The organism is Polaribacter sp. P097 (genome assembly GCF_036864555.1).
GTDB lineage: Bacteria > Bacteroidota > Bacteroidia > Flavobacteriales > Flavobacteriaceae > Polaribacter.
The window spans coordinates 864,802-880,516 of sequence record NZ_JAZETJ010000002.1 but is presented as its reverse complement, the minus strand read 5'-3'; the positions used below and the strand labels follow the sequence as shown (position 1 = coordinate 880,516).

Annotated in this window: 13 protein-coding genes; 5 read left to right on the top strand and 8 right to left on the bottom strand. The window is 31.2% G+C overall.

Features of this window, described 5'->3' with window-relative positions:
• Nucleotides 1-30 precede the first annotated feature (30 nt).
• The 5 genes from V7R38_RS11370 to V7R38_RS11350 form a co-directional block, all read right to left on the bottom strand.
• Nucleotides 31-750, bottom strand: a complete 720-nt coding sequence (locus V7R38_RS11370) for a YebC/PmpR family DNA-binding transcriptional regulator (protein WP_015479886.1) — start codon at nucleotides 748-750, stop codon at nucleotides 31-33.
• A gap of 138 nt (nucleotides 751-888) precedes the next feature.
• Nucleotides 889-2,076 carry an acetate/propionate family kinase gene (locus tag V7R38_RS11365; protein ID WP_334058524.1) on the bottom strand — a complete coding sequence of 396 codons (1,188 nt, stop codon included), beginning with the start codon at nucleotides 2,074-2,076 and terminating at the stop codon, nucleotides 889-891.
• A 2-nt stretch (nucleotides 2,077-2,078) separates the two neighbouring features.
• Nucleotides 2,079-4,172: a phosphate acetyltransferase gene (gene pta / locus V7R38_RS11360; RefSeq protein WP_334058522.1), complete on the bottom strand. Its 2,094-nt coding sequence runs from the start codon at nucleotides 4,170-4,172 to the stop codon at nucleotides 2,079-2,081.
• A gap of 93 nt (nucleotides 4,173-4,265) precedes the next feature.
• On the bottom strand, nucleotides 4,266-5,909 hold the full coding sequence (locus V7R38_RS11355; RefSeq protein ID WP_334058519.1) for an acyl-CoA carboxylase subunit beta: 1,644 nt from the start codon (nucleotides 5,907-5,909) through the stop codon (nucleotides 4,266-4,268).
• A 37-nt stretch (nucleotides 5,910-5,946) separates the two neighbouring features.
• Complete coding sequence (locus V7R38_RS11350) at nucleotides 5,947-7,431, bottom strand: helix-turn-helix domain-containing protein (protein ID WP_334058517.1); 1,485 nt, start codon at nucleotides 7,429-7,431, stop codon at nucleotides 5,947-5,949.
• Nucleotides 7,432-7,558: 127 nt separating this feature from the next.
• Between V7R38_RS11350 and aceB the strand changes: the two genes are divergently transcribed.
• Complete coding sequence (gene aceB / locus V7R38_RS11345) at nucleotides 7,559-9,154, top strand: malate synthase A (protein WP_334058515.1); 1,596 nt, start codon at nucleotides 7,559-7,561, stop codon at nucleotides 9,152-9,154.
• 84 nt (nucleotides 9,155-9,238) lie between these two features.
• Nucleotides 9,239-10,870, top strand: coding sequence for an isocitrate lyase (locus tag V7R38_RS11340; protein ID WP_334058513.1), 1,632 nt, complete (start codon nucleotides 9,239-9,241; stop codon nucleotides 10,868-10,870).
• Nucleotides 10,871-10,938: 68 nt separating this feature from the next.
• On the opposite strand, the gene V7R38_RS11335 is transcribed toward V7R38_RS11340, so the two are convergent.
• The 3 genes from V7R38_RS11335 to V7R38_RS11325 form a co-directional block, all read right to left on the bottom strand.
• The gene (locus tag V7R38_RS11335; RefSeq protein WP_334058512.1) at nucleotides 10,939-11,784 is read right to left on the bottom strand and encodes an ABC transporter permease; all 846 of its coding nucleotides are present in this window, start codon (nucleotides 11,782-11,784) and stop codon (nucleotides 10,939-10,941) included.
• A gap of 19 nt (nucleotides 11,785-11,803) precedes the next feature.
• Nucleotides 11,804-12,703: an ABC transporter ATP-binding protein gene (locus tag V7R38_RS11330; RefSeq protein ID WP_334058510.1), complete on the bottom strand. Its 900-nt coding sequence runs from the start codon at nucleotides 12,701-12,703 to the stop codon at nucleotides 11,804-11,806.
• An 89-nt stretch (nucleotides 12,704-12,792) separates the two neighbouring features.
• Nucleotides 12,793-13,293 (bottom strand): IS1096 element passenger TnpR family protein, encoded by a 501-nt coding sequence (locus tag V7R38_RS11325; RefSeq protein WP_334058508.1) that lies wholly within the window; start codon nucleotides 13,291-13,293, stop codon nucleotides 12,793-12,795.
• 70 nt (nucleotides 13,294-13,363) lie between these two features.
• Here V7R38_RS11325 and V7R38_RS11320 point away from each other — a divergent pair, with 70 nt between their 5' ends.
• Genes V7R38_RS11320 through V7R38_RS11310 form a run of 3 tightly spaced genes read left to right on the top strand, consistent with a single transcriptional unit; the run spans nucleotide 13,364 to nucleotide 15,697 of the window.
• Entirely contained in the window at nucleotides 13,364-13,780 is a 417-nt protein-coding gene (locus V7R38_RS11320) for a PaaI family thioesterase (protein ID WP_334058506.1), read from the top strand.
• Between the two features lies 1 nt (nucleotide 13,781).
• Nucleotides 13,782-14,633, top strand: coding sequence for an alpha/beta fold hydrolase (locus tag V7R38_RS11315; protein ID WP_334058505.1), 852 nt, complete (start codon nucleotides 13,782-13,784; stop codon nucleotides 14,631-14,633).
• Entirely contained in the window at nucleotides 14,630-15,697 is a 1,068-nt protein-coding gene (locus tag V7R38_RS11310) for a chorismate-binding protein (protein ID WP_334058503.1), read from the top strand. Before V7R38_RS11315 ends, V7R38_RS11310 begins: the two co-directional genes overlap by 4 nt.
• Nucleotides 15,698-15,715 lie beyond the last annotated feature (18 nt).

The window sequence follows — 15,715 nt, the reverse complement described above, 5'->3', positions numbered from 1 at the left end:
TCCTGACAAGTTACTAAATTTGTTCGAAGTCTAAGATTCCTCCATAGAATGGTAAACAGAGTTTACATCATCATCTTCTTCTAATTTCTCTAAAAGCTTTTCCACATCTGCTTTTTGATCTTCATTCAATTTTACTGTAGTAGTTGGAATTCTTTCAAAACCAGAAGATAAAATTTCGATATTATTGTCTTCAAAATAACTTTGTAAAGCTCCAAACTGTTCAAAAGGAGCATAAATAATTACACCTTCTTCGTCATCAAAAACTTCTTCAACTTCAAAATCGATTAATTCAAGTTCAAGTTCTTCCATATCAATGGTAATGTCTTCTTTTTTGATAGTGAAGTTACAGGTATGGTCGAACATAAAAGATACAGAACCAGATGTTCCTAAATTTCCATCACACTTATTAAAAGCGGCTCTAACATTAGCAACAGTTCTGTTGTTGTTGTCTGTAGCTGTTTCAATAAGAACAGCAATTCCATGAGGTGCATAACCTTCAAACAACACTTCTTTATAGTCTGCAGTATCTTTGTCTGACGCTTTTTTTATTGCACGTTCAACATTGTCTTTAGGCATGTTTGCAGCTTTCGCATTTTGAATAACTGCTCTTAATCTTGAGTTTGTATCTGGGTTAGGACCTGCTTCTTTTACAGCCATAACAATGTCTTTACCAATTCTGGTAAATGTTTTTGCCATTGCTGACCAACGTTTCATTTTTCTTGCTTTCCTAAACTCAAATGCTCTACCCATTTCTGTTGATTTTTTTAATGCTCACAAATGTAAAAATTAGCAAATTGATTTGCAATTTTTTAATGTAAGGATTTCTAGTTCTCCTATTATAGTAACAATGTACTTTTAGAAGTTAAAAGTATTATGTTCAATTTCAATTTAGGCCAATAATTGATAAGCTTGTTTCGCGATTTCGATTTCTTCATTAGTTGGAATAACTAAGATTTTAACTTTTGCTTTTTTTGATTGAATTTCCCTTACCTCTTTAGATCTAATGTTATTTTGATCAGCATCTAAATCAATACCAAAGACTGATAAATTTTTACAAGCAAGCGCTCTCATTACAGCAGAATTTTCTCCAATTCCTGCAGTAAAAATTAGAGCATCAACACCATTTAATACAGAAATATAACTACCTATATATTTTCTAATTCTATAGCCAGCAAAAGCTAAAGCATTTTGGCAATCTTCATTTCCTTTATCTGCTTGTTCAGAGATTTCTCTTAAATCAGAAAAGCCTGTTAAGCCCATCATTCCAGATTCTTTATTTAGTAAGCTTGCTACTTCGTCTGCAGTTTTGTTCAGTTTGTTCATCATATAGAAAATTACAGATTGATCTATATCTCCAGAACGTGTTCCCATTATTAAGCCATTCATAGGGCCAAATCCTAATGAATTCTCTATACTTTTACCATCTTTTATTGCAGACATACTGCAACCATTTCCTAAATGAATGGTAATTAATTTTTTAGAATTTTCAGTACCCAAATACGCTCTTGCTTTCTCAGAAACATATTTATGGCTGGTGCCATGAAAACCATAAGCTCTTATGTTATGCGTTTCTAAATATTCATTTTTTATTGCATATTGATAGGCCTCTTTAGGCATAGTTTGATGAAATGCAGTATCGAAAATGGCAATCTGTTTTGCTTTAGTAAATATGGTTTCTGCAATTTCTATACCTGTTAAATTTGCTGGATTATGCAAAGGTGCAAGGCTAAACAGTTCTCTAATGTTATCTTTAACTTCTTGATTTACTATGGTGGTTTTATTAAATTTATTTCCTCCATGAACCACTCTGTGACCTACAGCTTCAATTTCATCTACAGAATTAATTACACCTATTTTAGCATCTAAAAGGGTGTTAGCTATTTTTTTTAATCCTGTTTTGTGATCTAAAACTGGTAAAGTTTCAGAGTATTCATTATTCTGAATTTCATGTGTAAAAATAGCATCATCCATACCAATTCTCTCCACTAAACCTACACATTCTACTTGTTCAGATGGCATCTCTATTACCTGGTATTTCAAGGAAGATGAACCTGCATTTAAAACCAAAATTTTCATAATTATCCTTGTTCTGCTTGAATAGCCGTTAATAAAACAGTATTAAAAATATCATCTACAGTACAGCCTCTACTTAAATCGTTTACGGGCTTATTTAAACCTTGTAACATAGGGCCAATTGCTAAAGCACCAGTTTCTCTTTGAATGGCTTTGTAAGTGTTATTACCAGTATTTAAATCAGGGAAAATTAATACAGATGCTTGCCCAGCAACAGCTGAATCTGGCATTTTAGTTTTTGCAACAGACATGTCTACAGCTGCATCATATTGTATTGGACCCTCTATCTTTAAGCTTGGTTGTTTTGTTTTTACAATTTCAGTAGCTTTTCTAACCTTTTCTACTTCTTCACCTTTTCCAGAACTACCAGATGAATAAGATAACATTGCAACTTTTGCTTCTATACCAAAGGCTTCTGCAGATTGTGCAGATGAAATTGCAATTTCGGCTAATTGTTCTGCATTCGGATTTGGGTTAACAGCACAATCACCCATAACAGAAACTCTATCTGACAAACACATAAAAAATACAGAAGAAACTACAGATACACCTGGTTTGGTTTTTATGATTTGTAAGGCAGGTTTTATAGTGTGCATAGTTGTGTGTACAGCTCCAGAAACCATACCATCTGCTAAACCATTTAGAATCATAAGTGTTCCAAAATAAGATACATCTCTTGTTAAATCTTTTGCTGTGGTTTCTGTCATTCCTTTATGTTTTCTAGCCTCATAAAGTGTTTTACCAAAAGCATCATTATGAATAGAATCTTCAGGATTTAAAACTTGAATTTGTTCGAGATCAATCTGAATTCCTAATTGATTACACTTGGCCTGAATTTCCCTTTTATCTCCTAATAAAGTTAAATCAACAATATTTAAAAGTTGTAATCTAGCTGCAGCTCTAATAATTCTTTCGTCATTTCCTTCTGGCAATACAATATGCTTTTTATGTGCTCTTGCGCTTTGCAGTAAATTGTATTGAAACATGCTTGGCGTTAATCTTTCAGAATTAAAATTAGAAAGCGTATTTGTTAATCCTGTTGCGTTTACATGCGCATCAAAAGTGTCTAAAGCTAATAAAATCTTTTTTCTGTTAGTTGCATAAATTTTAGGTTTTACAGCACCTATTTTGTTTGATATGCCAAATGTGCCTCCTTTTACAGAAATAATTGGAATGGTAGATTGTACTCCTTCAATCAGCTTGATAATTGAATCTTCAGGAATTAAGCCACCAGTTAAAATGATTCCAGAGATATTTGGGTAATTGCTAGATGCATTTGCTTGTAAAGCACCTAAGATAATATCTGCTCTATCTCCAGGAGTTATAACAAGTGCATTGTTTTTAATGTGAGTAAGGTAATTTCTTAGTTGCATTGCTCCAGTACTGAAACTTCCAATAGCATTGTCTAAAAATTGTTCACCAAATAAAACTTTACCCTCTAACTCTTCTACAACTTCTTTTACTGTTGGGTAAGCTAAAAAATCTACTTTCGGAATTACATCAATTTGTATATCTCCAGCAATTGATTTTGCTAGTTGATCTTTTACATACTCAATTTCGTCAGTTTCTGTTTTATTCGCAATTAAACCAATAACATCCACTTCCTTCTGAATGAACGAGTTGTAGGTTAGTTGCATTGTATTGATAAAATCCTTTTTCTTTTTACCATTTCCTGCACCAACAATTAAAACAGGAATTCCTAAATTTTTGGCAACCATTAAATTCACGTCAATTTCAGTAAAACCACCTTCACCTGAAAAATCTGTTCCTTCTACTAAAACATAATCGAATCTTTGTTCTAAGCTTTTGTATTTGCCAATTATTTTATGAATTATTTCATCTTCTTTTCCTTCGCTTAACAACTCTACAACTTCACTTTGTTCGTAAACATGGCAATCATTGTAATCTAGGTCTAAATTAAAAAAGTTAATAGCCGTGTTTGTGTGGTTATCAAAACTATCGGTTTTGCTTTTGTTGATAATTGGTCGGAAATATCCCACTTTTGTAGATTTAGTGAGCATCATTCTTAAAACGCCAAGTGATATTAAAGATTTACCACTATTGGGTTCTATGGTTGTAACGTAAATTGCTTTACTCATTTTGTGTAATTTGTGCTGCAAAAATAAAGCAAAAAAAAATGACTAATTCTGATATTAGTCATTTATTCTTTATGAAAATATAATTGGAATTGATTACACCTGTAAAACACCCATATTGAATTTTTTCTCAATAGGAGCGTGGTTTGCAGCTTCAATTCCCATAGAAATCCAAGTTCTTGTATCAAGAGGATTTATAACTGCGTCTGTCCATATTCTTGCAGCAGCATAATAAGGAGAAATCTGTTTGTCATATCTCGATTTTATTTCTTCGAACAATTCAGCTTCTTTTTCTGGTGTTATTTCTTCACCTTTCTTTTTTAGTGATGCTGTTTCTATTTGCAATAAGACTTTTGCTGCAGAATTACCACTCATTACAGCAAGTTCAGCACTTGGCCAAGCTACAATTAAATTAGGATCGTAAGCCTTGCCACACATTGCATAATTTCCTGCTCCATAAGAATTACCAATAACAATAGTGAATTTTGGTACAACAGAATTACTCACTGCATTTACCATTTTTGCACCATCTTTAATAATTCCTCCATGTTCAGATTTTGAACCCACCATAAAACCTGTAACATCTTGCAAGAATACCAATGGTATTTTTTTCTGATTACAATTGGCGATAAAACGTGTGGCTTTATCAGCAGAATCATTATAAATAACTCCACCAAATTGCATTTCAGTTGGTTTGGTTTTAGATGCTGTAGTTTTTACTAATTTTCTTTGATTAGCAACAATACCAACAGCCCAACCATCAATTCTTGCATAACCAGTTAAAATGGTTTGTCCATAACCCTCTTTATATTGTTCAAATTCAGATTTGTCTACCAAACGCTTAATGATTTCTAACATATCATATTGCGCATTTCTTTCTTTTGGTAATATTCCGAAAATATCATCTTGATTTTCTTTAGGCTCAAAAGATTCAGTTTTGCTAAAACCTGCTTTATCAAAATCACCAATTTTGTCTACGATGAATTTAATTTTATCTAATGCATCTTTGTCATCTTTAGCCTTGTAATCAGTAACTCCAGATATTTCACAGTGAGTTGTTGCACCTCCTAAAGTTTCATTATCTATACTTTCTCCAATTGCAGCTTTTACTAAATAACTACCTGCAAGAAAAATACTAGCAGTTTTATCTACAATTAAAGCCTCATCACTCATAATTGGTAAATAAGCACCACCTGCAACACAGCTACCCATTACTGCAGAAATTTGTGTGATGCCCATAGAACTCATAACTGCATTGTTTCTAAAAATTCTTCCAAAATGTTCTTTATCTGGAAAAATTTCATCTTGCATTGGTAGGTAAACTCCTGCAGAATCTACTAAGTAAATAATGGGTAGTTTATTTTCTATAGATATTTCTTGTGCTCTTAAATTCTTTTTACCTGTTATTGGAAACCAAGCACCAGCTTTAACTGTAGCATCATTGGCAACTACAATGCATTGTTTTCCTTTAATGTAACCAATTTTAACAATAACACCTCCTGAAGGGCATCCTCCATGTTCTTGGTACATGTCTTCACCTGCAAAAGCACCTATCTCAATCGATTTAGTATTGCTGTCTAATAAATAATCAACTCGTTCACGAGCAGTCATTTTTCCTTTTGCATGAAGTTTATCAATTCTTTTTTGACCACCACCTAATTTTACGTGGGCAAAACGTTTTTTTAAATCTGAAACTAAAAGTTTATTGTAATCTTCGTTCTTATTGAAGTTAATATCCATAAATTTCTAAAATTTTATCCTGCTAAATTAATGATTTTTAACTGTACGATTTTATAATTTCATTAACAGTTTTTGCAATTTCTTCGTACTTTTCTTTTTTGATTAATCGACTTGGAGAGGCAACTCGATCTGAACAATTTTGTACAGAACAAGTTTCGCAAGTTACACCCACAATTTGTTTCGGAAATGTGTTTTCTTTTAAGAAATTAATTTTCTTTTTTAATTGAGGGGATAGTAACACACCAATAGTTACACTTCTGCTAATGTTCTTTTTAAACGGATCTTGTGCTGCTGAGGATAGCACTAGATATTCATTTTTTTGATTTACATAAGAAGATATTTGTACGCCAAAAGTAGATCTATCTTTTTTAGAGGTTTCTAAGGCTTTTATTGTTTTTATTGATGCCCATCTTCTGCAATAATGCTCGTTATTTCTATTAGCATGAGGTGCTTGTTGTTGGGTAATGTGCAATTCTTTATTTAGTCTATATTCTTTAGAGTTATTAAAATGCGTAAAGCGTAAAAAGAATAGATTTTTAATATTGAAATACTTTGGAAGTATATTTGTTAATCGCTGATAGAATGTTTCTTGACTACAATTAAAACTTTTAATAATTTGATGCAGTTTTAAAGAGTTCCATTCCTCCTGAGCAAAGAAATTGGTTAATTTTTCAGTAAGATTTTTTCTCGGAATTATTAAAGCTCCAGCAAAATAAGAAGCTATAAAATTATTAAGAACTTGATCAAAACTTTCAAAGTTTATCCAAGGAAAAGTATATAAACGCTCTTCAATTTTTAAAAAATTGTAAGCTAATTCTTTTGCGTAAATAAAGGTTTTTTGTTCTTCGGATATTTTAGGGTCTATTAACAATATTTTTTTAGACGGAATGTAAATGTTACGTAAGCCTTCTAGATGTTTGTGTTTTTTTAACTCTGAAGTGTCAATCTCGTAATTAAATTCTTCAACTAAAATTTCTTCTAAATCCTTGGATTTTATTCGTTGAGACAAATTAATGTGATAAGCTTTTGCAAACTTCTCCACATCACTTTCTATATCATCAAAGTAATTATTGTGTGCTTCTTGGTAAGAACGCAAAGAGGCTAAGAAAAAGCTTTCTCTAGTTAAATTATAGTTCTGAGCAATTTTTATAATGGTGCTAATGAATGCGTTAACTTTAGCTGGTGCATTTGCTATAATATCAATAAGAACATTTTCTTTGATGCCAAATAAATCTAAAGGAATTTCTTTTAGAATTTTTGATTGTAAAATCTCTCCAATAGGGGCTAAATTTTTATCAAGTTTTAGTGATACTAAATTGTCATAAGAAACCTCTAAACTTTCAGAAAGTAAAAGAATTTTGTCGGTTTTTGGATATTTTTTTCCTTTCTCTATTTCATTTAAATAAGATTTAGATAAGCCAGAAAGCTTGGCCAAACCAAAAAGAGATAAGTTTCTCTCTGTCCTTATCTGTTTTAGTTTTAATCCAAAAATTAACCTTATGTATTCGTCTTCAATTGTCATAAATTCAAAGATATATAAAATTAGCGAAATCAAATAAAGTTTAATTTTATATAAATTTAGCGAACGTTCGCTTGTAGAGTTTAAAATTTATTTATATCATTGCAAAGTAAGTTTTAAATAAATAGTTATGTATGAACAAGTAATTTCTAGAACAATTGAGTTTGAAGGTTTCGAAACTGAAACGTACAAATCAATCTTAACCCCAGAAGCGCAAGCCTTTTTGATTAAACTTCATGATAAGTTTAATGATCAGAGGTTAAAACTGTTAGAAGACAGAAAAATTGAACAGGCATATTTTAATGCTGGTAATTATCCAACGTTTCCAAAAGAAACAGAATCTATTAGAAACTCTAATTGGTTGTGTGCTTCTTTGCCAAAAGATTTATTAGATAGACGTGTTGAGATTACAGGTCCTGTAGATCGTAAAATGGTAATTAATGCACTCAATTCTGGTGCTAAAACTTTTATGGCAGATTTTGAGGATAGCAATTCTCCTAGTATTCAGAATAATTTAAACGGTCAAATTAATCTAAGGGATGCAAATTGTAAAACCATAAGTTTTTATAATGAGAAAAAGAATAAAAGGTATCAATTAAATGATGAAACTGCCACTTTATTGGTTAGGCCTAGAGGTTTGCATTTGAATGAAAAACACTTTAAAATTGAAGGAGAGTCAATGTCTGGTTCATTAGTAGATTTTGGATTGTACTTTCTTCATAATATTAAAACATTGCAAGAACAAGGTTCTGCAACTTACTTCTACCTGCCAAAATTAGAACATTATTTAGAAGCTCGTTTTTGGAATGATGTTTTTGTATTTGCCCAAGACGAACTAAATATTCCACAGAAAACGATTAAAGCTACAGTTCTGGTAGAGACAATTACAGCTAGTTTTCAGCTAGATGAAATAATTTATGAATTAAGAAACCACATGGCTGGTTTAAATTGTGGTAGATGGGATTATATTTTTTCTTACATCAAAAAGTTTAGAAATCATGCCAATTTTATGGTGCCTAACAGAGATCAAGTTACAATGAGTTCACCTTTTATGAAGGCGTATTCTCTAAGAGTTATACAAAGATGTCATAAAAGAGGAGTTCATGCAATGGGTGGAATGGCTGCTCAGATTCCAATAAAGAATGATGAAATGGCCAATCAAGTTGCCTTTAGAAAAGTTATAAATGATAAGGAGTTAGAGGTAAAAAATGGTCATGATGGAACTTGGGTTGCACATCCTGGTTTGGTTAGTGTTGCTATGGCTGTTTTTAACGAAAATATGCCAACAAAGAATCAGATTCACGTAAAAAGAAATGATCTAAATATTTCTGAAGTAGATCTTGTAGAAATGCCTCAAGGAAGCATTACAGAAGAAGGAATTAGAAAAAACATTAACGTTGGTATTTTGTATATAGAAAGCTGGTTAAGAGGAAATGGCGCTGCTGCAATCTATAATTTAATGGAGGATGCAGCAACTGCTGAGATTTCTAGAACACAAGTGTGGCTTTGGTTACATAACAACATCAAGATTGATGGAAGTCAAGTTTTTAATACAGAGATGTATCAACAGTTAAAAACGGAAGAATTAGAAAAAATTAAAACTTTAGTGGGAGAAAATTCATTTAACAATGGTAAATTTTCTTTGGCTACAGAATTATTTGATGAATTGGTTTTATCGAAAGAATACAAAGAATTTTTAACCTTAGACGCTTATCAATATATTTAAAAAAAATGTCTCGCAACTACTGCAATAGTTAACGAGACCTAATTACTAAAATCGCAAAAACTTTAATAATCAAAAAACAAAATTATGAAAAATTTATCACAACCTAATTACAGCTCTGCATTAGAAACAGTTCAAAATTTAAAGAAGAAGTTTGGTGGATCTTGGCAATCAATTAATGCAGAGAATGCTGCAAGAATGGTTACGCAAAATCAATTTAAAACAGGTTTAGATATTGCAAAATATACAGCAAGTATTATGAGAAAAGATATGGCTGAATATGATGCAGATTCAAGCAAGTACACTCAATCTTTAGGTTGCTGGCATGGCTTTGTTGCTCAACAAAAAATGATATCTGTAAAGAAACATCATAAAACAACAAGTAAAAGATATTTATACTTATCTGGATGGATGGTTGCTGCTTTACGCTCTGAATTTGGGCCATTACCAGATCAATCCATGCATGAAAAAACTGCTGTTCCAGCCTTAATTGAAGAAATCTATGATTTTTTAAGACAAGCAGATGCTATTGAACTGAATGATTTATTCAGACGTTTAGAAAATGGTGAAGATGTGCAGTCTGAGATTGATAATTTCGAGTCTCATATTGTGCCAATTATTGCAGATATAGATGCTGGTTTTGGTAATGAAGAGGCAACTTATTTATTGGCAAAAAAAATGATTCAAGCTGGTGCTTGTGCATTACAAATAGAAAACCAAGTTTCTGATGCCAAACAATGTGGGCATCAAGATGGAAAAGTGACTGTGCCTCATGAAGATTTTATTGCAAAATTAAATGCAATTCGATATGCATTTATAGAATTGGGAGTGGAGGAAGGAGTAATAGTTGCTAGAACAGACTCTGAGGGTGCAGGTTTAACCCAGAAGTTACCTGTGAGCCAAGAACCAGGAGATTTAGCGTCACAATATTTAGCATTTGTAGATGCTGAAGAAATAACTTTGAATGAAGCTAAAGAAGATGAGGTTTTAATGAAAAGAGGAGGTAAGTTGCTAAGGCCAATTCGTTTAGCTAATGGTTTGTATAAATTTAAAGATGGATCTAATATAGATAGAGTAGTTTTAGACTGCATTACAAGCTTACAAAATGGGGCAGATCTTCTTTGGATAGAAACACCAACGCCTAATGTAGCGCAAATTGCTTCTATGGTAAACAGGGTTAAAAAAGTGGTTCCAGATGCTAAATTGGTTTATAATAATTCGCCTTCGTTTAATTGGACGTTAAACTTTAGAAAACAAGTGTATGAAGAAATGGCATCTACAGGTTTAGATATTTTACATTATGATAAAGAAAACTTAATGGATGAGAAATATGATGGTTCTTATCTTTGTAAACGAGCAGATGAAAAAATTAGAACGTTTCAAATGGATAGTTCAAGAGAAGCAGGTATTTTTCATCATTTAATTACATTGCCTACATATCATACAACAGCATTGCATATGAATGATTTAACAGAGGGTTATTTTGGTGAGCAAGGTATGTTGGCTTATGTAAAAGGAGTTCAAAGACAAGAAATAAGAAAAGGTGTTTCTTGTGTAAAACATCAAAGAATGGCTGGTTCTGATTTGGGTGATGATCATAAAACTTTTTTTGCTGGAGATAAAGCATTAAAGGCAGGTGGTACAAAGAATACGTCAAATCAATTTGAATCTGGTAAGGCAAATAAAAAAGCCAAAATAGAAGTATCTAAAGTGGCTTAGGTTAAGTAGTATTTTGAAAAAGAAAATTGTAAAATCTCTTTGAATTCGCGTTCAAAGAGATTTTTATTTTATAAATCTCTCTTTAATAATAATCTATAAGATAAGTAAATGAAGATAAAAGTCCATATTGAAACTATAAGCACGTTAGAAACTTCTACAGCATAACTTTTTGTAAATATTTCACCCATAGTATTTGCAGCAGATCTGACTGCGCCCAATCTAGAAAAAGGCTCTTTAATTAAATTAGCCATAGCTTCTAAAGGTAAAAATTGCATAATAGCATCTACTTTTTCGCCTGTATTTTCTGCACTTTGAAATTGCCAGTACAAATAACCTTTAAACATGCTTTCTATAATTAACCACACAAACATTGCACCAACAGCAAAAGCAGATCTTTTAACTAAAATCCCTAAGAATAAACCAAAAGAGAAAAAGCCAACAAGCTTTACAAAAAAGGCTAATAAGTAATCCAGATCAGAAACAATAATTGAAAATTCATCAAAATCTGAATAAACGAGACCTAGAATTAAAGAAACAATAAATACAAATAGGGTAGAAATAAGCGCAAAAGCAATTACTGTATAAAATTTAGAAAGAATAAATTCCTTTTTACTTAAACCATCTATCAAGTTTTGTTTTAAAGTTTTATAGCTGTATTCGTTAGACATCATTGATACTATCACCAACAATAAAAAGAATTTTAAAATTGCAGCTATGTAAGTGTTAAAGTGCCAGATGTAAGGAAAATTAAAAATACCAGCATCTGCTAAATGTAATTTAAAATCGCCAAACTCAAATTTAATTGCGGCTATTAAAGCGATTGAAGTTAAAAGTCCGAAGTAAATTATAGACAATACTTTACTGGCTTTATTATATCTTAATTTATGAAATTCTATAGTAAGAAGTCTTAACATGACTGTGTTTTTTAGTTGATTAGTTGTTTTTTGTTAAATCTAAAAATTGTTGCTCTAAACTTGGTTTACGTTTTACCAAATGGCTTAAAACCAATCCGTTTTTAAACAACAAACTGTTTATTTCAGAAGCAGAAATTTCATCATTTAGCGTAGCAATAATTTGATCTTGTTCTTTTGTCACTTTTAATATTGCCTCATGATTTTCTAATAAAGAAATTAATTTCTCTTCATCAGTATCTACTTTCAATTCAAATAAACCTTTAGAAGCGGTCATTTCATCAACCCTACCAGAATATAATTTTACTCCTTTTCTAATTACAACTACATGGCTACAAACTTTTTCTACTTCGTCTAACAGGTGCGATGCTAATAAAATAGTAGTGCCATTGGCAGCAATTTTTTTTATAATTTCTCTAATTTCATGAATTCCTTGAGGATCTAAACCATTTGTAGGTTCATCTAAAATTAAAATTTCAGGATCGTTTAACAATGCAGATGCAATTGCCAAACGTTGTTTCATACCTAAAGAAAACGTACTAAACTTGCTGTTTCTTCTCTCAAAAAGATTAACCGTTTGTAATTTCTCATCTATTTTTTCTGTAGATATTCCTTTTATTCTACAGATTAATGATAGATTTTGAGTGGCTGTCATGTATGGGTAAAAATTAGGTCGCTCAATTATAGCACCTACTTTTTTTAAAGCTTCATGTGTAGATAATTTGCCATCAAACCAAGAAAACTCTCCAGAAGTTCGGTTAACAACATTTAAAATGATGCCTAAAGTGGTAGATTTTCCACTTCCATTTGGGCCAAGAATTCCGTAAACATTACCTTTTTGAATATCAAAAGATAAATCGTTTACGGCATGAACTTTGCCATATTTTTTGTCAAGATTTTTGAGTGATAAGATAGTTTCCAATGCAATTGATTTAGTCAGTTATAAAAAGTAAGACGACTAAAGTACAATTTTGTTACGAAAACTTTTAAAGTGCTCTCTAAGAAAAACCGTTAATAATCATTATAATCAAAGTCATCATAATGCCCGAATTCGTCATCTAAATCATCTTCATCTTGAAATTCATTACCCATTTTATCTGCAACAAATTCCTTTTCTGGAGCCTCATTAGGTATTTCACCAACTTCTAAAATAGTCTGTGGCAAATCTTCTCTTTTGTCATTATTTATTTCTACAACGTCAACATAGAATGTCCACATATTTAGAAAGTCGTACACATAAATAAGTTTATTGTTTTCTTTTGGTAAAGTTTCGTTTAAGATACAGGTTTGCATAGAGATTGCTTCACCTGCTTCTGCCATATTAAATAGCGGAATTTCTTCACCTTGATTCCATTCATCATCAGTTCTGTAAAAAGAAGCCATTTCTTGCCCTTCAAAACCAAAAGCTTTAGCAATTGTGTAGTGTAAACTTTCTAGATTAATTGTATCATCAACCAAAACAGTTCTTAAAACATCTTCTTTTGTGTCTAAAATAATTCTTATTTTGTACATAAACTTACATCATTTTCAGTGGCAAAAATACGACAATTTATACGTATTTTTACATCACAAATACTTAGAAATGGATACAGAAAGTCTTTTAGCTGCTTTTAATGCGCGTAATAAAAATACGTTAATGGAAACACTTGATATTGAATATGTTGCTATTGGCGATGATTTTTTGACTGCTAAAATGCCTGTTTCACCAAAAGTACATCAACCTTATGGGCAATTGCATGGAGGTGCAACGGCTGCTTTAGCAGAAACTGTGGGTAGTGCAGCATCTAATTTTTTTATTGATAATAAAAATCAGTTTATAAACGGAATTCAACTCTCTATAAATCATATAAAAAGTAAAAGAGAAGGTACTGTTTTTGCAACTGCAAAAAATATTCATAAGGGAAAAAGCACGCATTTATGGGAAGTTACCATTGTAGATGAAAATGATAATTTAATTTCTGTTGCTAAAATGACAAACATTGTTTTAGCGAGAAAGTAGTATGAAAAAATTAAAGAAATTTTTAAAATACTTCTTTATCTTGTTTGGCTTGGGCCTAGTTTTAGGCTATTTTTCGTTTTATTATTTTACAAAACCTAAGTCTGATAATCAAATTCTAACAGCGTTTTCTGAGTTAAATATTCAGCCACAATTAACCTATGAAGATTTTAAGGGATTTTCTTATCGTAAAATTAAAATTACAAATGGTAAGAATTTACCAACCATGGTTTTTGTGCATGGCACAATTGGCTCTTCTGTAGATTTTATTGGTTATATGAGCGATCCTGTTTTGGCTAAAAAGGCTAATTTTATTAGTTATGATAGAGTTGGCTACAATTATAAAGATGAGAATGAAACTCAAGAATCGATTGCTTTTGAAAGAGATTTATTGCAAAATATAACCAAAGATTTAGAACCAAAAGAAACAATTGTGGTTGGGTATTCTTATGGAGGCCCAATTGCATTGGCAGATACCAACAATTATAAAAAAACAATTCTTATTGCGCCAGCAGTGTATCATAAGGTAGAGCCACAATTTTGGTTTATAAATATTTATAAATGGCAACTTACAAGATGGTTGGTTCCTAGAGTATGGAAACAAGCAGGTAAAGAAAAGTTGTCTCATGTAGAAGATTTACAAAATTTTGATGATAATTGGACAGCTAATAAGAATGCATTACTTAGCATTCATGGTACAGCAGATGTAATTGTACCTTTCTCTAATTCTGAATATTTAGAGAAGCAATTTCCGAAAAATCAGTTTGATTTAGTAAAAATTCCTGGTGGAAGACACTTTCTAATTTGGGAAGATTTTGATATTATAAAAGAAGAATTCTTAAAAAGTTTAAATTGATTATTTTTAATAAAATACAAGAATATTTTACAAGTAATATGCCATTTGTGGCCTACAGTAAGCCAAATGAAAATTTGTTATCTGCTTTTTTTATGCAGAATGATGATTTGCAATTGATTGAAAATTTTGAAGTGTCAGGTTTTGTATTTGCGCCTTTTAATGAAGTTGATGATGCTGTTCTGTTTCCTATTGAAGAAGCTGAATTCTTAAGTGAAAATATAAATTTCAATCTACTAGAAACTCAAAATAAATCTATCTTAGAAAGCGATTACCTTGATGAAACTAGAGATACTCATATTGCAATAGTAGAAAAGGCGATTCATAAAATAGAAAATACGGATCTAGAAAAAATTGTTATTTCTAGAGAAGAGCTAGTTCGTATTTCTAATTTTGATTTATTAACGGTTTATAGATCTTTATTAAAAAAATATCAAAACGCTTTTGTATATGTATGGTTTCACCCTAAAGTTGGTTTATGGTTGGGTGCAACTCCTGAAACTTTGTTACATGTGGAAGAAAATCATTTTAAAACCATGTCTTTGGCAGGTACACAATTGTATCAAGAAAATGTAGCACCTGTTTGGAAATCTAAAGAATTGGAAGAGCAGCAACTTGTTACTTATTTTATCAAAAGTCAATTGAGTACTATTTCATCAAATTTAAAAATTGATGATACAGAAACTATTAAAGCAGGTAATTTATTGCATTTAAGAACTAAAGTAGAAGGGAAGCTCAAAAGTAATTCTAGTTTAGAGGTTTTAATTAGAGCCATTCATCCAACTCCTGCTGTATGCGGTTTACCAAGAAAAGAGGCTAAAGAATTTATACTTAAAAACGAAGGTTATAATAGAACCTATTATACTGGATTTTTAGGGGAACTAAATTTGGTAAAACCAGCTAATTCTAATGAGAAAACGCAACTTTATGTAAATTTAAGATGCATGTCTGTAAAAAATGATGTTGCAACAATTTATGTAGGAGGTGGAATTACAAAAGATAGTATTGCAGAAAAGGAATTTGAAGAAACAGTTTCTAAAAGTAAAACCATGAAAACTGTTTTGTAAAAATACAAAACCGTAACT